The organism is Persicobacter diffluens (assembly GCF_036244895.1).
GTDB lineage: Bacteria > Bacteroidota > Bacteroidia > Cytophagales > Cyclobacteriaceae > Persicobacter > Persicobacter diffluens.
The window spans coordinates 864,099-883,335 of record NZ_BQKE01000002.1 but is presented as its reverse complement, the minus strand read 5'-3'; the positions used below and the strand labels follow the sequence as shown (position 1 = coordinate 883,335).

At 41.3% G+C, this 19,237-nt stretch carries 13 protein-coding genes; 9 read left to right on the top strand and 4 right to left on the bottom strand.

Going from position 1 to position 19,237, the window contains the following annotated elements:
* Positions 1-166: 166 nt before the first annotated feature.
* The 3 genes from AAA970_RS17860 to AAA970_RS17850 form a co-directional block, all read right to left on the bottom strand.
* Positions 167-688 (bottom strand): GNAT family N-acetyltransferase, encoded by a 522-nt coding sequence (locus tag AAA970_RS17860; protein WP_420916732.1) that lies wholly within the window; start codon positions 686-688, stop codon positions 167-169.
* A gap of 248 nt (positions 689-936) precedes the next feature.
* Positions 937-1,857 carry a DUF697 domain-containing protein gene (locus AAA970_RS17855; RefSeq protein ID WP_338238252.1) on the bottom strand — a complete coding sequence of 307 codons (921 nt, stop codon included), beginning with the start codon at positions 1,855-1,857 and terminating at the stop codon, positions 937-939.
* 260 nt (positions 1,858-2,117) lie between these two features.
* Positions 2,118-3,428: an HTTM domain-containing protein gene (locus AAA970_RS17850; protein WP_338238251.1), complete on the bottom strand. Its 1,311-nt coding sequence runs from the start codon at positions 3,426-3,428 to the stop codon at positions 2,118-2,120.
* Positions 3,429-4,327: 899 nt separating this feature from the next.
* On the opposite strand from AAA970_RS17850, the gene AAA970_RS17845 reads away from it, so the two are divergent.
* Positions 4,328-5,455, top strand: coding sequence for a transposase (locus AAA970_RS17845; RefSeq protein ID WP_338238250.1), 1,128 nt, complete (start codon positions 4,328-4,330; stop codon positions 5,453-5,455).
* A gap of 612 nt (positions 5,456-6,067) precedes the next feature.
* Here AAA970_RS17845 and AAA970_RS17840 read toward each other — a convergent pair.
* Positions 6,068-6,931 carry an alpha/beta hydrolase gene (locus AAA970_RS17840; RefSeq protein WP_338238249.1) on the bottom strand — a complete coding sequence of 288 codons (864 nt, stop codon included), beginning with the start codon at positions 6,929-6,931 and terminating at the stop codon, positions 6,068-6,070.
* 871 nt (positions 6,932-7,802) lie between these two features.
* On the opposite strand from AAA970_RS17840, the gene AAA970_RS17835 reads away from it, so the two are divergent.
* The 8 genes from AAA970_RS17835 to AAA970_RS17800 all read left to right on the top strand — a co-directional run bounded on the left by AAA970_RS17835 (position 7,803) and on the right by AAA970_RS17800 (position 19,224).
* Entirely contained in the window at positions 7,803-8,771 is a 969-nt protein-coding gene (locus tag AAA970_RS17835) for a helix-turn-helix transcriptional regulator (protein ID WP_338238248.1), read from the top strand.
* 640 nt (positions 8,772-9,411) lie between these two features.
* Entirely contained in the window at positions 9,412-10,935 is a 1,524-nt protein-coding gene (locus AAA970_RS17830; protein ID WP_338236349.1) for an IS5 family transposase, read from the top strand.
* Positions 10,936-11,501: 566 nt separating this feature from the next.
* Positions 11,502-11,648 carry a hypothetical protein gene (locus AAA970_RS17825; protein ID WP_338238247.1) on the top strand — a complete coding sequence of 49 codons (147 nt, stop codon included), beginning with the start codon at positions 11,502-11,504 and terminating at the stop codon, positions 11,646-11,648.
* Between the two features lie 22 nt (positions 11,649-11,670).
* Entirely contained in the window at positions 11,671-11,871 is a 201-nt protein-coding gene (locus tag AAA970_RS17820) for a hypothetical protein (protein WP_338238246.1), read from the top strand.
* 429 nt (positions 11,872-12,300) lie between these two features.
* On the top strand, positions 12,301-12,843 hold the full coding sequence (locus AAA970_RS17815; protein WP_338238245.1) for a sigma-70 family RNA polymerase sigma factor: 543 nt from the start codon (positions 12,301-12,303) through the stop codon (positions 12,841-12,843).
* A gap of 387 nt (positions 12,844-13,230) precedes the next feature.
* On the top strand, positions 13,231-14,220 hold the full coding sequence (locus AAA970_RS17810) for a FecR family protein (RefSeq protein ID WP_338238244.1): 990 nt from the start codon (positions 13,231-13,233) through the stop codon (positions 14,218-14,220).
* Positions 14,221-14,286: 66 nt separating this feature from the next.
* On the top strand, positions 14,287-17,625 hold the full coding sequence (locus AAA970_RS17805) for a SusC/RagA family TonB-linked outer membrane protein (protein ID WP_338238243.1): 3,339 nt from the start codon (positions 14,287-14,289) through the stop codon (positions 17,623-17,625).
* A 27-nt stretch (positions 17,626-17,652) separates the two neighbouring features.
* Positions 17,653-19,224: a RagB/SusD family nutrient uptake outer membrane protein gene (locus tag AAA970_RS17800; RefSeq protein WP_338238242.1), complete on the top strand. Its 1,572-nt coding sequence runs from the start codon at positions 17,653-17,655 to the stop codon at positions 19,222-19,224.
* Positions 19,225-19,237 lie beyond the last annotated feature (13 nt).

Here is a 19,237-nt window from a genome sequence, read left to right as displayed (position 1 = left end):
TTAAAACGTGAGATTGGAGGTGTTTATTGCGGCTAAAGGCCACTCATGAATACAATTTTGGGGCTGGCTAATTACGGCCTTAGGAAAAAAAGGTTAGCGCTCAGGTTTCAATGTCTATCCTTGCTCGAATTTTTTTTAAAGAATAGCATCCAGGCTGAAAAGCCGTCTACTCCTTCTTTTTATAGCGGAATAGCATCAGTGTTTCCTCGTCGTCGGCTAGTTTGGTGGTGCCCTCCTTTTGAAATCCTAATTTGAGAAGAAGTGACTGGGAAGCGATATTTTTCGGTGAGGTAATGGCCAGTAGTTCTTCCAGCTTGAATTGTTCAAATGCGGCACGCTGCATGCATTGCGCGGCTTCAAAAGCATAACCCTTACCCTCAAATTGCGGAATAAAAGCATAACCGATATCAATACCAGCGAGTTCTTTCCGATTGTATAAACCGCACACCCCAATTTTCTGGCCATTTTCCCGAAGAGAAACTGTATAGGCACCAAATCCAAAAATCTCAAGTTGTGGCAGGATATTATTATTGATATAATGCACCGCTTCCTGATGACTCCGGACTTTTTTGTCTCCTACAAATTCAATGAATTTCGGGGCATTGAGGATGGATAGGAGAAGTTCAGCGTCCTGAGTACTGGTGGGTTGTAAGTGCAGTCGATCGGTAGTAAAAGATGACACAGGCATATTTTTTAATTCGGTGAGGCTAATTTATAAAAAAGATCTCTCTCCGCGATATGTACAAATGAAAATAAGCCGATGAAGCTGGGAGTAGGAACGTGTTCATAAGCCAAAATTCGCAGCGAAAATTTAATTATTGCAGAAGTGATAACCGATTATTTTGAGAAAATAGCACCGCTATTGTTGAGGAGTTATTCAAATTCGCTTCCGGTATTTCGAATTTCCGGCCGGTTAGTGTGTGATTATTCAAGTTTTTAAGAAGCTAAATCAGCGGATTTATCTGCTTTTTCTGATTTCGCCTTTGGGCTTACCTTGGCTTTGGCCATTTTGGTGATGGCTCCCATAACCTCTTTAATATGACTTCTTCCAAATTTCCGGGCGGCCAATCGCACGGTTTTGGGTCGGGCTTTTTCTTCCTGGTGGAATAAGTAATGCCGACATACATAACCAATGCGGAGCGTGAGTAAGGCATTAATCGCTCCATTGGAGACCGATCCCACAAATCTCCCTAATAGTGGCACGCCGCTGAACCATCCGCCGGCAGTCTCACCTAATGCTTCCCCGATTTCATCCATTAATTCCTCCAGGCTGTAGGCAAAAAGGGCGGTGATGGCGATGTCTCCGTAAATTCGGATCAATTGCCACAGGGTGGGGCGGTAGCCACAATGCTGAATCAGACTGGAGATTAAATGTAAATTGATGCCCAAGGAACCCAAAAAATCGATATGGCTTTTGCTTGAGGCACCAGTTAGCAGGCAAACCATGGCCGATTTTTCGATGATCATCACATGCATCTGCTGGTAGCGCTTTTGGAAAATATTTTTAATACAATGAGCCAGCGCTGTATTACCTTCTTTTTGGGCTTCGAAAATGGAGAGTTCTTCTGCATCGCTTAGTCTTCCGGATTTTATTAGCTGGCGACTGACTTTGGAATAATTCACTTCCTCATCCAGATGCAATAATCCTTTTCGATGAACGACCGGGCGTTGGAGCACCTTACTAATGGGCCAGATTATCGCAAAAAACAAGAGCAATCCCATCAATATCAAATAAAGAGTCGACAAAATCGGATTGACCTGATGGAAGTTGAAAGCAGTATTGATAAAGGTGGAAATGATCCAAAAACAAAGCAGGGCGACGATAGCCCCAAGAATAATAAGGGATTGCTTTTTCATAGAAAGCCTGATTAAATTTAAAGGGTAGGCAAACGATCAAGCGGAATGGAGAAAACTCCTCATTGGGTACTTAATTTTACGAAAAATCTGTCGAATTAAAGCGCTTGGTTGGAAATTTATCCAATTTTCTATTTTTAGCTTGTAGTGAAGGTTTTAAAGCTCTTTATCCCCAATGATGTTTCGCCAGATTATATAAACATACCTAAGCCGGATGGTGTGCCTTGCAAGACGCTCCTGCTACCCCTGATTTGTAATTTGGCTTAATCCAACACCCATTCATTCCGTCCCCAATAATTCCATTTCACTTCTGCTAAATTCACGGTGGAATCGATCAGCGGTCGAGGCGCTTCCTTATTGAGCCATACTTTCGATCTTACCGCATATATCTCCACGTCAGGGTAGCCTTTAGCCGCAAAATCTTGCTTTAGAAATTGAACGTACTGCCAGATAAAATCCGGTTGATAGGTCACCTTTCGGGCCTGTTTGGGGCTGAGGTAATCGCTATGCCGGATGGGAAATGTCTTTGCACTTTTCGGATCCACCACTTTGAGTTTGAGTTGCCCGGCTTTAGAGCGCAGCATCATTCGCCAGCTTAGGCGATGCCCCTCTTCCCGCCAGGTGACATCCCCCGGGATGAAATGATGGCGCAGCGGCAGACCGAGTTGAATTAGAAAATACAACACAAAAAGAGGTAAAGTAAATTTTGGGAGAATCCTTGGAATTTCACGGGCATAGCGCTGGTACTTTTTTGGGAAAAATAGGCGTTGAATGACCTCCGGCTCAAAGAAAAAGACCGTAATGCCAATGACCATATAGGGGAATATGCCAATATGAAAAACCACAGAATTAAAAAGGTTGAAAGCCAAAAGGCCTATGAAAGCTATTTTTCGCGTTTTCTTCCACCATAACATCGGGATGATCAGCCCGTCGAAGAGTATGCCACTGTAGGTGATGAACATCTGGAATTGGTGGTTCCCTAAGAGCGGACCGATAATGGGGAAATGTTTACGATGGTTAAAGGCTAGCGCAATGAAATCTCCATGGTACCAGCCGGGGTATAATTTGGCAATGCTGCCAAAGGAGAAAACAATCAACAATTGCAGCATGAAAAACCATCGGATCCCCTGAGGCACGTGTGTTTTTCTTGTTTTTTTTCGGATTGCATCCAGGGAGTAATCATCTTCTGCTGGCAGAAAAATCATTACCCAACACAAAAGCATGGCCAGGTAATAGTGATTATTATAGGATGTTTTTTGTAGCAAATAAGCACAAGTCCAAAAGAGGGCTAAACCCGTGGCAGCAGCCCGGTACCATAATCCCAGCATGACCATTATGGCCAGGCAACCCATCAATAGGAAATGGTAATACATATGCGTGCCGCTTAAAGCCTGCAGGAAATCAAAGCCTATAAAATGAAAGTTCATTTGTGTGTCCACAAAATTGTTTTTCACCCATCCTGTGGCAATAGCACCAAAGGATTCCAGTGCCATTAAAAAGCCAAATAGGATGCGAAATAGGATTAGCGGACTATTGTCTTCCTGTTTAAAAAATAGGTCTTGGAGTCGGTGCATATGTGAAGATTTATATTCATTTTACGGATAAATACTTGGACTTTCAAGAGTTTTAGGCGCTTGTAGAGCGGAATGCTCCTCTTTTCTTTCTATTGTGGCGACTAATACGGCTGCCTTTTTAAGCGATAGGTGAAAAAATAATAGGAAAGATCTACTCTCAAATGAGGATATAGCCGAATGATGGAGCACGGAGTGTCGAAATTTAACGAACATTTTTTTGGTGTGTTTCGGGTATTTTTTTGACACAGATTTGACCAATTTTTATTGGTTATTTTATGGTTGCATAGTGCAGATGTAATCTGCTGTGGTGTCTAAATATTAAAACGATAGGCGATGCTTTACTATTTTTGTAGTTGCTAGGGATGATGCGGAGTATTTTTGCCCACAAATTTCGCAAATTTTCTCGAATGGTTATTTTAGCCACGAATGGTCCGAATTTTCACGAATGCATCTAGACGCCTCCCTCCATCACAACAAGCCGGCCTTGATCAATGGCGGAAAGCCACGGGTTCTGCTGGCGAGCAGAAGGCATCACCGCCTTATTTCCAATACATTATATTCAGTTCACCTCATTTTTCAAATAAGGCCTTGATGGATTCCGACAGCAGGTTCCATGGTCCGCCAGTATTGATCACAGCCTTGATTTTTTTGTTTCGTTTTTTATCAAGAAAAAATGAAAATAGAAAGCGTTGCATTTTGAAGTAAAAGAAGAAACCCTTCAATCCCAAACCCTTACTAATAAATATTTTGATTATATCTGGTAATAATCATCCATTAAAAAATTCAGAAATGAATACCAAAAGATTAGGGGGGTGAGCATACAGCTAGACATTTTTGCCTAAAAACGTAAAAAGCGAATCAACAATAGTAACTTTGGGTTCCAACGCCAACAAAGATCTATGTTCGATTCGCTTCACGACAAACTTACGCAACAATTTCCAAAATGGGGCAAAGCTTGCTGGAAAAATGTACTCGCTTTAAGTTTAGGCATCATCCAAAAAGGAACCGTGTGTCTTAATAAAGTGAAAGATTGCATAGGTAGTATTTTAGAAAATCAGAGTACTTCCGCCTTTGGTCATTACAAACGCTTAACCCGGATATTTACGGAATATTCTGATACCCATTTATGGAGAGATCTATTGCAATTATCCGCCATGCATATGCACAAAGGTGGGGATTTTTTGATGGTGGATGGCACCAGTTGGAAGCAAGGGGATCGCACTTTTCATTTCATGACCTTGGCCATTTTGTATAATGGAGTAGCGGTGCCGATCTATTTCATGAATCTGGAAAAGAAGGGCATCAGTAATCAGGAAGAAAGAATTCAGTTGCTTGAAGAGGCGTCAAAGTTATTCAATCTTGAAGGCAAAATTCTCTTGGCTGATCGTGAATACGCAGGACAGAAATTCATCAAATACCTTGAGGATAACGGCTTTAAATATGTGCTTCGGGTAAAAGAATGTAACTTCAAGAATCAGTGGGATAAAAAATCTATGACGAAAGCGCAAATGATTTCAAAAGTCACCAATAGTAAGGTGAAAGGTAAAACGATGTCCGCTAAAATGAAGTTTGAAGCTGGAGACAATTGCCGGATGGTCATCAAGAAAAGTGAAGATGCGGAAAAGGAACCTGTGATTTTCCTTTTGACAAACCTGTCTAAAAACGCATATAAAGTGGCTGAGGACTATCGGAAGCGATGGCAAATTGAGACATGTTTCAGACATTTGAAGACCAATGGTTTTGACCTTGAAAAAATGAATGTTCAGGGAACAGATAGATGCCGGTTAATGATGGCTATTGTCGTTTTTGCATATTCGGTATCCATAGCTCATGGGTTAAAAAAGTACAAAAATGTTCGTCTGAAAACTTATGCCAATGGTAAAAGGTACAGATCCATTTCCGTTTTTCGAAAAGGAGTCGAATGCATCGCAGAAGCTGGTTACAGAATAGAAAATTGGGGCGAGTATATCCTGATTCACTTCTTAAGCCATGATCGGAAAATTTGCCCCAAATCAATAAATGTCTAGCTGTATGGGGGGTGAGAACAAAGTGCAGTGGATTTATGAGCGGACGCTCATGCGGTATTGTGTCTTAGCGAGGACGCTAAGACCAGTGGAGCATTTTTTTGGTGTGTTTCGGGTATTTTTAACCACAAATTGCACCAATTTTCTCGAATGATTTTTTTAGCCACGAATGGCCCGAATTTTCTCGAATGCATCTAGACGCCTCCATCCAAAACAAAGCTATTTTTCGTCAATTAAAAAAGCACTTCAGCTCCCTCCATCACAACAAGCCAGCCTTGATCAATGGGCGGAAAGCCATGGATTCTGCTGGCGAGCAGAAGGCATCACCGCCTTATTTCCAATACATTATATTCCGTTCACCTCATTATTCAAATAAGGCCTTGATGGATTCCGTCAGCAGTTCCGTGGTCCGCCAGTATTGATCACAGCCTTGATTTTTTGTTTCGTTTTTTATCAAGAAAAAATGAAAACGGCACGCTTAAATTTTAAATAAAATGCATCGAATGACCGGACTTATTTTTTATGCATAAGACCATGAGCTAACCATAATTTGGTGGAAGGCGCGGAAATAAAAAAAGGAGCCCCCCGCCTCCTTTTCAGTATATCTCTCTTTTTTTAATTCATGATAAAGGTAAATGGAATAGCCAGTCTCTTTTTCCAGCTGTCTTCCGAATGGTTTTCCCCTTCAAATTTTCTCGTTTCCCAATTTTCAGCGGTATAACCTTTGGTCCTCATAATTTCATCCACCTTTAATTGGTGTACTTCATATAAGGCATCCAATGTTGCCGTGCCGTAATCAAAATAAATCTTGTGGGTGGCTGGATCCGGTAAGTGCTTTTCCAAATAATTGAAGAAAGCTTGAGGTACCGGATTGTTTTCATTGGAAAAAATCCCTGGCCAATGGGTGGAAATACAGGCTGCGGCTCCGAAAATTTCCGGGTATTCACAGATGGCATACATGGAAATTAAGCCCCCCATAGAAGAACCAGCCACAAAGGTGTGCGACCGATCTGTATAAACAGCATAATGGGTGTCAATATAGGGTTTCAATTCTTTTACCAGAAATTTTAAATAATCATCCGAATCGATTTGAATCCCTCCAAAAAGGGGCTCAGTTCCGCGCTTCAGGGCATAAATCGAATCCTGGCTGGCTTTCTTTAGGCTTTTAAATGGTTTTTCGGGGAAATAATCCGCATGGCGAATGGCCTCTACATTATGAACGCCAACAATAATGCATGGTGGAACTTTTTTGTCTTCAAGTAATTTCCCCATATTTTCATCCACCTCCCATTCCTGTTTGTTCCAGGTAGTATTGGCATCCCAAAGCATTTGTCCGTCGTGCATATAGAGTACCTGATATTTTTGCTCACTGGAATAACCATTCGGTAACCATACATCCACCTGACGGTCTTGCACAAAATTCGATTTAAAAATCCCAAGAGATTCTAGTTGACCGCTTTGGACCTGAGGTTGTGCCATAAGAAATTGAACATGCAGGATCCACACGCTTAAGAGTAAGAAAAATTTTTTCATGAGTTCAGTAGTCGTGGTTGATACCATTTTATATAAAGAGGGAAAATACGGCAGATTGTTCAAACAAAAGAGGAGCTTAGATTATTCTTTTTCCTTTTTAAGCTCAAAGGTTTGCAATCCTGAATTTTGTTGTTTTTAAAACAGGAATTAGGGATGTTGTTAAAAATACACTCCTTTTTAGAGAAGTCGTTTTTCTTTAGTGGTAATTTGAAAAGTACAAATCCGTTTTTTTTTGAAAGCAAGAGGTGATTTAAGGTGAAGCGGATAGTTTTATTGTTTTTACAGATCGCAAATTGGGATATTTTCACTTCAGATTGATTTTAATCCATTCCATGACGGTAGCGTGTTGATTTATAGAGTGTTTTGGGGTGGGTGTCTTAAGGAGTAGATAAAGAATGAAGCTGAAGTGTGTTTTTTATATTAAAAATGATTTTTTGCTCCGGGCTAGAATGTTGTTTATTTTACAATTATAAAATGATAAAAACATCAATAAGGGATTTTTATGGCTGTTTTTGATGTTTTCAATGCGTTTATTATTTGTTTTTAAACAACTACTCCTTTCTGTTTTTTTTTCGAAAAATTTACCTCAAAATGGGATATTTTGTGGCTTGGCTGCACTTTTGAAATTGTTTTTGAGCAAGTCAGTAATTCGATTGATTTAATCGTATTGCTGAGGCTTAAGGATGGGCATTGGAAAGGTAATATGGATTTATTACAATTTATTCAAGGGCTTTGACTATTGGGATTTTTTAACCGCTCACGACTCCACAACTTATTTACAGAAAACAATTGAGGTTAACGGTCAACAAAGAAAGAAATGAAAACGGTAAGTTATCAGCCTTGTAGGTTAAAAGAAGCAGCTGAGTTTTTACAGCAAACTTTTGGGGGTAGTGTAAATGGTAATATTTGGGAGAAAGAAGATGTAGGAAGCTTTCGGTTTTTTGAGTTTGATAAGCTCGAAATCAGTAAGGCTTCCATGTTCATTGATGAGGATGTCCGTCTGGAGCGTGAGCATAAAGAAAACATGGAGTATTACCCAATCTATTTTAGTTTAGATGGTAAGGGTTTATGGCAGGAAGCAGAGGAACAGCGCGCGATTAGTGAGGGCGGGGCGGTGTTTTTGTCGAATCAGCCATGTTTTGTAGAGTATCAGAAGGGTACCTGGGTGAACCACATCAATCTGAGGATTCACCGCGATCTACTTTTGGAGATTTTGGGTCCGGGTCATCCTATTTCTTTTAAAATTGAACATGGTCAACCTGTTACCATATATAAAGCATTAAGCGATGAAATTAATGTGGTGCTTCAGGATTTATTTAGTGAGTGGGGGAACAGTTTAGGTCCTTATCATGCCAAAGCCAGAGCGTATGAATTATTTGTCATGATTGTGAAATTACTAAATATGGAAGAAAGTATTGAGGCTAAAAAAGATTCGGAAAATACCGTTCACCTTTCTGCGGATAAAATGGAGGTGGTGATGAAAGCACGTGATCTGTTGGTGCAAAATTACCTGAATCCACCTTCACAAGTGGAGTTAAGCCGTCATTGTGGAGTAAGTGAAACCTTGCTGCGAAAAATGTTCAAGCAGGTTTTCAATATCTCAATGTATCAATACGTGAAAGATTATCGCCTCAATCTGGCCAAAGAAATGCTGGAGAAAACCAATTGGCCAATTAATGTGGTGGGTAACAGAATTGGTTATGTACATATGGGGCAATTTTCCGCGGCGATGAAGAAGAAATTCGGTTTTGGGCCGAAAGAAATTAAAGCAGGAATGGCCGTATAATACGGCTGCAGCACCTGCATCTGAAAGTGTAGGGTATAAGAGGCTGTCGTGAAGCTATTAACAATGTTATGGAGCAGTAAGGGGTTGAACTGCTCGTTTTCATTAGTTTAGCAAGTTTTGAAGGGCGCTTGTAATGGTGTCCGGAACGTTTTGTGTGGTGTAATGCTCTGGTGATTTTCCAGCTCGCTGGCTTACAGGCTAAATTAAGGAAATGATGGATTGGTGGGGTGAGGTATACCTCCTGAACGAAAGGATTATATAGAAATAAAAATAATACGAATTTTGATTGATAATGACACTTAAGAGAGGCTTCGGCCTCTTTTTTTGTGGGAAAAAATGGCTGGCCCCGGCCGGGGCTGCCTTCTGTCTATTCTTCTTGAAAAAATTATTCTAATTCATTGATGCCCTTCAACTCTGTGGGGTTGGTTTCCTGTGGGTGTTTGTTGATGACTGCGCACGCTTGTAGAGCGCCTATCAAGAGTAAAATAAGTAGGGTCTGCTGAAATAGCTCGAATTATCTAAAAACGACTGAAGATCAACTTATTAAATCACATTAAATCTCTTTTAGTGCAAGGGGAAATTTTGTAAATTGTCCTTTAAATAGCCCCAGGGCTCCTTTCCTACTTTTTTAGCTTGCACTATGATTAAGCATTCCCCTGATCAACTTGAGATTTCTGATTTTATGGACCCGTATTTGGGTGGCCTTAATCCCAATAATAGATGGATTATTATGGCCAAAGAAATTCCTTGGAGTCAATTAAAAAGGATCTATGAACGGAACATGTCCTTCGACAAAGGAGCTAGACCTAAACCAGCGCGTTTAGTGATTGGAGCCTTGATTATCAAACACAAATATAAGTTGTCTGATAGAGAAACAATTGAACAAATCAAAGAAAGTCCATATCTACAATACTTTGTTGGATTGCATAAATTTCAACATGATCAGGTATTCGATTCTTCATTATTTCCGACAATTAGAAAGCGTTTGACCATAAAAGACTTTAATGATTTAAGTCACTTACTCCAGAGTCATGACGTTAGTATTGATGAGCAAAGCGAACTTCGTGATGAAAAAAATGTAGAAAGTGATACAAAATATAAGAAGCCTGAAATTGAAAACTCGATTTCAGTTGATGCTACTGTAGCGGTGCAAGAAATTCCTTATCCGACCGACCTGGCTTTGATCAATAAGGCTCGCATTGAATCAGAAAAAATCATCGATATATTATGGGAATTTGTTAAAACAGATGCTAAGAAACCTAGAAGCTATCGACAAAAAGCCCAAAAAGAATTTCTAGCGTTGACAAGAAAAAAGAAGAAAGGCGCCGATTTTTGGAGGGCTGCAAATCGAAAACAACTACAGTATCTTCATCGAAATATAGGGCATATTCATCGTCTATTAGACCAAATTAAGGTAGGTATTCCTTTGAATAAGCGTTTTTTGAAGCTATTGTATGTTATTCAAGAAGTGTATCGCCAACAAATGGAAATGATTGAAGAGAAGAAAAATACGGTTGGTTTCCGTATTGTAAACTTATATCAACCACATATTCGCCCCATCATAAGAGGGAAGTCTGGAGCGAATGTTGAATTTGGAGCTAAAATATCAATATCTATTGACCAAGGCTATTCTTATATTGACCATCATGATTTTGAAGCATACTATGAAGGGGAAGAGGAGATTATCAAAAAGCATATTGAAGCACATAAACTACGGCACCCTCACACTAAGCTAAATGGAATTGTTGGAGACAAAATTTATGGAAATCGAAATGCTAGAGAAGTTTATGATCAAAATGATATAACTTTCGTCGGCTCACCTCTTGGAGCTCCTCCTAAAGATCCTGAAAAAATTAAAGAGCGGGAAGAGAATAAGGTTATCCATCAAAAATTGAGGAGTCATGTAGAAGGAAAATTTGGACAAACTAAAAGAGGGTATGGATTGAATAATATTAAGGCACGAAGATCAGACACCACAAATTCTTGGATTGGTGCCATCTTCTTTATTGCTAACCTTGAAAGATTCATGAAAGGAATCTTTTTTGACCTTTTTTTCATTATTTATGAATATGATTTATGGGCATTAGTAACATCAATAATCGAAGCTGGAATTGGTCAACCAAATTTCAAGAAAAATAAAGAGACCTTTTTAAGCAGACCCTAAGTAAATATTTCATAGTTGAAAAAAGTTGGTGTTTGAATAAAAACGTATATCTCTCCCGGCAAAGATCAGCTTTTTGATTATAATCCTATTAGATTTTTATAGGGCGTGATTAAAAGCCGGAATTTGTGATAAAAATTTGAAGTTTCCTGGAATCTAATTTTCACTGATAATTTGATCATGGCTGTGGCAATACCTGATTATATGGACTGGAAATCTTCCCTGTTGTGGGGGAGTGATCCAAGATCTTTTCTAATAATTCCAGTTGGCATTGGAAGGTGCAGTTTTGAAATCATGCTTAGTTATCTGGCTGTTGCTCGCTGAGGACTCACTCAATGAATTTAACATAATGTACGCTGGGTTTATTGTTGTAGCGCCTTAAATTACCAGATTTCGAATCAAGATTAGAAGAACTATTGAGGGATACTTCTTACGATGAAATTGATGAAGTAAGAAACATTCGGGCAAGGCTCAATAAGTGACCTGACGCAGTATTTACATTTTTATATTTCGAAGAAGTTCCATTTGATAATATTCTTTCGGATAGAGCTATCCGAAACATTAAAACCATGCTAAAAGTATCCGGTGGATTCCGTTCCATATCCGGGGCAGATTGCTATGCTGTTATCCGATCTGCGATTGATACCTTTGCCAAACAGGGATTTGAGGTGTTTGACAAGCTTAGAATGGCGTTAATGATGGCTTACTCATTATAATTGAGGGCTGAGTAGTTACAATATGTCTTTGGATTATTATACCCGTACGGAGATGTCTCACCAGAACCGCTTGTACGGAGATGCACAACCGGTAAATGGCCGTACGTCCAAGACCCAGTTTGACGGGACAAATATGACCGCTAACCAATTGTTCTCTTACCGTAACCAGTTCGGTGATATGAAACGTAATGGTGAAGCGCTGAACCGTGACAATACCCACTAGTATGGCATTGGTAATGGAGGTGCCGGCACTGGATGACCGTTGGGTCATGCAGATCCCACAGGCCGATCTGGATGCTAATAACCTGATTAACAGTAGTGATTAGAATTCGCTTTAATTAGAGAATTTCTGAGGAGCTTACAAAAAGCATATCGCCCCGGCCGAAATGGTCGGTTTTTTTTGTGAGCATTTATAAGCGTGGTTTCACAAATGATTTGTTGAGAGCTTTGAGCATTGAAATCAGCTACAAAATTTAGAGGAATGAATTTTTAGGAGGAAAACAACGGATGTTTATCGGGAAAGAAATTTTTCTACCTCATTTTGCTATAAGTTATATTTATTATTTTTCACTCTGGCCTGATTTGAGTATGGTTAAAAATGGTAATATGTAGTTCATATTAAACTCCTAACTTATGGCAAATTTAAGTTTCCATGTTAAAGTTTAATTCCAGCGTCTCAAAGTATCCTTTTGAACCCCCTCTGACTAAGAAATCTTTTGAACGCATATTTTTCGATTTGTTTGAGCCATTACGAATATTCGGAATGCGTTTTGGTTTAGGAGCGCAGGAGTCGGAGGATTTGGTAGCGGATGTTTTTTGTAAACTGTGGGAGCAAAAGGAGGATTTGCAGGTGAAGAGTTCTTTGAAAGCCTACCTTTTCTCGGCGATGCGCAATAAGGCTTTGAATTATAAAGAACAGCATGGGGTGTCCCGGCAGGTTGGAGTGGAAGAGGCCTTTGAAGTGGCACATGATCAAATGGCAGATCAGCAGCAGGCAGATGAATTGCAATTTTTATTCCAACAAGAACTTCAGTCTTTCTCAAACAACAAGCAACAGATTTTCCGGCTCAGCCGGGACGAGGAAATGAGTTATAAGGAAATAGCAGAGGTAATGGGGATCTCCATTAAAACCGTTGAATCTCATATGAGTGAGGTGCTGAAGGCGCTGAGAAAGGTGGCCCGGGCATACAGATAAGGTATTCAGTATAGAAGCCTGTTGGGTTATCAGTGATTTCATTAAAATTACAAAATATTTTTTTGACAACTTATTACACCGTGAGGTCGACATCGTTACAAATGTAATTTGTCAAGGGTCTGATGCGAGACTTCTTCAATTGTAAAATGTATCCCCAAATAATATTTCGCCAATAGACTAAGTTGGTATAAATCCGACAGGCTCCTAGTTCATTTTTTATTTCTCTTTAAAAGAGCTGCTTTGCCTTTTACCCCATTGTTAAGGGGTGTTTTTATTCATAAAATATTATTTTGATTTTTAGTGGATTAGGGCATTGGCGTATTATCTATTTGTTAATCCGTATTTTTTCATCAGGGTATGATAGGGGTTCAGTTGTCTTATTAATGTATGACAGGAGAACATCAATATAGCGAGGAAAAATTAATAGATTACCTAAAAGGCCGGTTATCCAAAGCGGAGGAGGAGCTCCTCTCCAAAGCCCGGGAGGAGTCCGGTTCACTGGCAGAAGACCTGGCGGTGTTAGAAATGATTTATAGCCGAAAAGAAGAGCTTGGTCTAAATATTAATCAATACATCCGCTTTAATCAAATCAATGAACGCATTCATCAAAAGGAAAAAGCGGCATTGAATCCTCAAAAAGGGAGTGCTGAAATTTCCAAAAAGTGGGCCTTCGGTATGGCGGCCAGTTTGCTTTTGTTATTGACTTTCGGACTGGGGAGCTATCACTGGTGGAATGAAGTACCCATGATCGCAGTGGCCAGTCAGCATGAAGAAATTCGGGAGCTGACTTTGCCGGATGGTAGTCAGCTGATTCTCTACCCCAATAGTGAGGTGAGGTATCCGGAACGTTTTGATGAGGATATTCGGGAGATTGAGTTCAGGGGGACAGGGCATTTTGAGGTGGAGGCTAATCCAGAGCATCCGTTTTCGGTAGTGTTGGCTAATAGTGAAGTCCGTGTGCTGGGAACGGTATTTGAAGTGAAGGCGCCTGTCGGTGGTCTTGAGGAGCGGGTTTCCCTGATCGAGGGCGTGGTGAATATGCGGATAGATGGAAATGAAAAGGATTTGAAGTTAAGCCCTGGTGAATCCTTCCGATTTGATTTGCCGGCGGGAGATTTTTCTGTTCAGCCTTTTGATGTTCAGGAGGTCGAAGCCAGAAAGCAGGGGAGTATGCTTTTTCATCAAACGGCATTACAGCAGGTGGTCGCTGATATTACAGATTGGTATGGGATTGATATTGAGGTAAGTGATCAATTAAAAAATAAACGTATATCCGGTAAATTTAAAACTGGTAGTTTAAGTGGTATGCTGCAAACACTGGAGGTTTTGTCTGCTGGCAAAATAAAGAAACAGCAGCAGAGATACTTATTAGAATAAAAAAAAACAGCCTCAGCAAGCTTGGCGGTGCGCAGAGGCTGAATTATAACTCTTAAATGTAAATTTATGAAAAATCCTTATCTGTTAAGGAAAAGGGCCGGATTTTTTTTGGTCATGGGATTGCTGTGCCTTTCCCTTTTGCAACAGCAGTATGCTTTTGCGCAGGAGAAGTTCACGATTGGGCAATTGGTTCAATATGTGGAAGCGGAGTATAAGATGAATTTTATCTTTTCAGAGTCAGATGTCGATCGGAATGAAACGGTGGCTTTTCAAGCCCGGGGCAAGTCGCTGTCGGAAATTTTGAGGCTGTTGGAGACTCATCCTGCGTACCGTTTTCAGCAAATTGAAGAAAATATTGTAATCAGCCGGAAGCCGGAAACGGAAGCGGACAAACAGCAGAAAAGACGCATTAGCGGAACGGTGGCCGATGAGCAGGGAGAGCCGGTGATTGGCGCCACAATTTCCATTAACGAAGGACAGGGGGGGGGGCTGACCGATATTTCCGGTAACTTTCAGCTGCAGGCCAGTGCTGAGGATCAGTTGCGTATTAGTTTCATTGGTTATTCCGATGAAATTTTGCGGGTGGGCAATCAGACTCATTTTCAGGTGATATTGAAGGAAGATACCCAAGAGTTGGAGGAGGTGGTCGTGGTCGCTTATGGTACTCAAAAGAAGGGAACGGTCACTGGTTCGATCAGCTCCATTAAGATCAAGGAAGATTTACCAGGGGTGTTTTCCAGTGTGGATCAAATGATGGCCGGTAAAGTTTCCGGTGTTCAGGTAACGGCAGAAAGCGGGGAACCCGGAGCGCCGGCCAATATTCGGGTACGTGGTACCGGAACGATCGGTTATAATGAGCCCTTATGGATTGTGGACGGTTTTCCAGTGATAGGTAACCCTACTTCCTCCATTTCTAATAATGATATTGCTTCAATAGATGTATTGAAGGGTGCTTCTGCTACGGCCATTTATGGCGCCAGAGCGGCCAATGGGGTGATTTTGTTAACTACCAAAAAGGGAGATCAGGGAAAGATGACCCTGTCTTATAATACGACATTGGGATTTCAGTTCAATCCTAAAAGTTATGAGGTTTTAGGGGTCGACGATTATATTGATCTTCAGTCTGACTTGGGGAATGATTTAAGCAGGTTCAGAGGGGATGATTTTGTGGACTGGCAGAGAGCCATTACTAGAAATGGGGCGATGCTGCAGAGTCATAATATCTCTATGAGTGGAGGTTCTGATCGTTTAAAATATTATAATTCTTTGGATTATTACAACGGACAATCCATTTCTGAAGCATCCGATTATGAGCGGTTTGTATTCAGAACCAATACCGAACTGCAATTATTGGATCGTTTAAAAGTAGGGGAAAGTCTTCAATTAAGTTATGAGCAAACCGGGATGCGTCGTTTTAATAACGAGTTGCATGGTTTGAGAACCGCAGCAGCCAGAAATGCCCCTTATACTCCTATTTATGGCGATGGCCCGCTTGGCTATGGATTGGTTAATGAGCAGACGGCCGGTGTAGCCGCTACCACTACGGCCAATATTCTGGCGCAGAGCAATGAGGAAATTCATAATAATGTTTGGGACAACACACGCGTGTTGGGGAATATTTTTGCGGAGCTGGAATTGGCAAAGGGTTTAAGCTATCGCGCTTCTTTCGGGGTGGATCACTTTATGCGGAAGAATAATATGTATAATAAAGGCTTGAATGGTGTGCTTGGCCATCGTGTGGGAGGAGATGAGCATACTATCGGGATGGTGGATGCCTTCAATACTTCTTTAAATTTGAATCATGTGCTGACCTATGATTTGCAATTGGGAAAGCATAATCTGAGCATGATGGGTGGTTATGAAGGCATGTACAACAAAAGTCAGCATATTCGCTCACGTGGTTTCGGAATTCCAAACTGGGATATTAAACTGATTCAGACAGCTAAAACCTATGCGGTGCACCAGCAGATGGATCATTTTACACTGGATGGATTCTTTGGGAGAATCAACTATGATTATAATAATAAATATCTTTTCACCGCGACTATTCGTAATGACCGCTCTTCTAGATTCAGTAAGGAAAACCGCACGGGTATTTTCCCTTCTTTTTCTGCGGGTTGGGTGTTGACAGAGGAAGATTTCTTCAATGTTCCTCAAATTGACTTTTTGAAAATTCGTGGGGGCTGGGGGCAATCCGGTAATCAGTTTACGGGTAACAACTTTGCCTTTTTGCCAGCCATGGACATGAATGTCTATTATATCCTGGGGCCTGACGGTAGCGGAAGACAAGGGGCGGCCAGCCTGATTATGCCTAATCCGGATTTACGTTGGGAAACTTCTAATCAATTGGATTTCGGTATTGATGGGGTGTTTTTTAATGGCGCACTTTCCATCACGGCAGAATATTATGATCGACTGACTAGTGATATCTTGCTGGATGTGACCCTGCCCGGAAGCGCCGGATATGTAGGGGGAACCACTATTAATGCCGGAGAGGTTCGCAATAATGGTTTTGAATTTTCTGCCCATTTCAACAAACGCATTGGGGACTGGGAATGGAATTTCGGGGGTAATCTGACCACGGTGAAAAATGAAGTCATGGCGCTGGATCAGGAAAATACAAAGATTATCGACGGTTTTGTTCCTCATCTTTCCGATGCTTACATCACCCAGGTTGGAGGAAGAGTGGGAGAGTTTTATGGCTATAAAACAGATGGGATTTTCCGCTCTCAAGCAGAAGTGGAAGCGCATGTGGATCGTCATGGAAATATGTTACAGCCCGATGCACAGGCCGGAGATGTTCGTTTTTTGGATACGAATGGTGATGGACAGATTGATGCCTCAGACAGGACCGGAATTGGTAGCGCCATCCCGAATATGTATTATGGATTTAATATTGACGCCAAATATAAAAACTGGGATTTTTCCATGGTTTGGCAAGGGGTTCAGGGTGTTCAAATGCTGAATGCAGCACGTATGGAATTGGAAAGTATGAAGTCTACCTCCAATCAACTCCGCACGGTTTTGGATCGCTGGAGCCCTGAAAATCCCAATGGAAGCCTGCCTAGAGCTACCGCGACTGATGAAAATGGCAATTCCTTGCTTTCAGATCGTTGGATAGAAGACGCCAGCTTCCTGCGTTTACGAAATATTCAAATTGGTTATCAGTTGAATGCAGAAAAGCTCTCTCATTTAACCAAGGGTAAGATCAGCTATTTGCGCTTGTTTGCAGGAGTTCAAAATGCTTTAACCTTTACAAAGTATTCCGGTCTGGATCCGGAGGCAACCATTGGGGTGGCAGCCTGGGACAATGATCTTTCCGGTGTGCGTTTAGATACCGGTCAGGATGATGGTACCACCCCAATGCCGATTGTGGTACAAACCGGACTTCAAATTAAATTCTAGTATTAAAATATTCTTGATATAAATAGTATGAAAAAGTTATCATACATTTTCTGCGGTCTTATGATTTTTACACTGCAGGCGTGTTTCAATCTTGATCTTGATCCCTTAGATAAAGTTACGGAAGCCAGTTATTTTAAAACCAGAGAAGATTTTGATGGGGCTACCTTTGCGGCTTATTCTTCTTGGCAAAAATTATATCAGATTCGTCAGGCTATGCCTAATGTGAATTTTTCGGAGTGGATCCGTTTGTCCAATCTGGTTGATGATGCGGTGGAAGGGGTGTTGTTTGAAACCCAGCAGGGTATGCGGGAAGATGTTCGGGAGTTGGATGAATTGGATTTTCGTCCTACTTTCCAATCAATCCAGGCCATTTATGCCTATGTCTACGAGGGAATTATGCGTGCCAATACGATTATCGAAAAGGTAGAGGAGGAAAATGAGCTGACAGATGCTGAAAAGAAGGCCTTCCGGGCAGAAGCAAAATTTATCCGTGGTTTTCTTCACTTCCAGGCCTTGAAGCTTTGGGGGACGCCTCCTTTGGTTTTGAAGCGGATCACGGATGTGAATGAGGCCTCGCAGCCGAATGCCAGCCAGGAAGATTTGTACAAAAGTATTCTGGCAGATTTTGAAGAAGCCTATACCAACCTGCCGGAGAGCTGGGACAGTAATAATTTAGGGCGTGCAAGCAAGTGGACCGCGAAAGCATTTATGGGAAAAGTAAATGTTTGGAAAAAGGATTGGCCTGCGGCCATAGCTGATTTCGAGGCGATTGAAAAAGCGGGTGCATATCAGTTGATGGTGGATTATGAAGATGTTTTTGCGGCGGATAATCAAAATAATGCAGAATCTATTTTTGAAATTCAGGCAGGGGTGATTCCCGGAGAGAATAATCCCTGGATAGGGGAAGACGAGGGGAGTGGTCATGGGGAAGGTAATCAGCGTGCTTATTTCAATGGGATCTGTCGTCGTGTTCCTCCAAATCGTATTTTACAGGATTCCCAGGGCAATGAGGCCAGCATTCAGTCTATCGGAATTTTTGAGGCGAGTCCGGCTTTTGTTGCCAAATTTGAGGCGGGAGACTTGCGTAAAGAGGTTTCTGTTTATTTTGATGGGGATGTCTACTATAATCTGGATGGTGCAGAGGTGTTGTATGAACCGTTTAGAACGGACTATACCATTTCCCAAACCGGCCACCATATCAAAAAATATAATGGAAGAAGGTCTGTAACTCCGGACGGTCCCTTTGATGGCCGAACAGTGATCAATAATGAGCGCTTTTATCGCTATGCCGAGATGATCCTCTTGTATGCCGAAGCACTGATTGAGCAGGGCAGAGAGGCGGAAGCCCTTGTGCAGATTAACCGTATTCGTGCGCGTGCAGGTTTGGGAGAAAGTACGCTGAATGCTACTGCAGCCTTACACCATGAGAAACATATGGAATTGGCTTTTGAGGGCCAGCGTTTTTTCGATGTGGTGCGTTGGGGAATAGGGGCTCAGGTTTATGGCGAAAAGTGGACAGATAAAGTGGTGCTTTTCCCATTCCCTCAGGCAGAGGTTGCGCGTTCCGGAGGTTTATTGAAACAAAATATTGGATATTAAAAGCCTGTTTAAA

Bases quoted from the DNA above. Each gene is read 5' to 3' on its own strand.
- AAA970_RS17860 (WP_420916732.1), bottom strand. From the start codon at position 688: ATGCCTGTGTCATCTTTTACTACCGATCGACTGCACTTACAACCCACC.
- AAA970_RS17855 (WP_338238252.1), bottom strand. From the start codon at position 1,857: ATGAAAAAGCAATCCCTTATTATTCTTGGGGCTATCGTCGCCCTGCTT.
- AAA970_RS17850 (WP_338238251.1), bottom strand. From the start codon at position 3,428: ATGCACCGACTCCAAGACCTATTTTTTAAACAGGAAGACAATAGTCCG.
- AAA970_RS17845 (WP_338238250.1), top strand. From the start codon at position 4,328: ATGTTCGATTCGCTTCACGACAAACTTACGCAACAATTTCCAAAATGG.
- AAA970_RS17840 (WP_338238249.1), bottom strand. From the start codon at position 6,931: ATGGCACAACCTCAGGTCCAAAGCGGTCAACTAGAATCTCTTGGGATT.
- AAA970_RS17835 (WP_338238248.1), top strand. From the start codon at position 7,803: ATGAAAACGGTAAGTTATCAGCCTTGTAGGTTAAAAGAAGCAGCTGAG.
- AAA970_RS17830 (WP_338236349.1), top strand. From the start codon at position 9,412: ATGATTAAGCATTCCCCTGATCAACTTGAGATTTCTGATTTTATGGAC.
- AAA970_RS17825 (WP_338238247.1), top strand. From the start codon at position 11,502: ATGCTAAAAGTATCCGGTGGATTCCGTTCCATATCCGGGGCAGATTGC.
- AAA970_RS17820 (WP_338238246.1), top strand. From the start codon at position 11,671: ATGTCTTTGGATTATTATACCCGTACGGAGATGTCTCACCAGAACCGC.
- AAA970_RS17815 (WP_338238245.1), top strand. From the start codon at position 12,301: ATGTTAAAGTTTAATTCCAGCGTCTCAAAGTATCCTTTTGAACCCCCT.
- AAA970_RS17810 (WP_338238244.1), top strand. From the start codon at position 13,231: ATGACAGGAGAACATCAATATAGCGAGGAAAAATTAATAGATTACCTA.
- AAA970_RS17805 (WP_338238243.1), top strand. From the start codon at position 14,287: ATGAAAAATCCTTATCTGTTAAGGAAAAGGGCCGGATTTTTTTTGGTC.
- AAA970_RS17800 (WP_338238242.1), top strand. From the start codon at position 17,653: ATGAAAAAGTTATCATACATTTTCTGCGGTCTTATGATTTTTACACTG.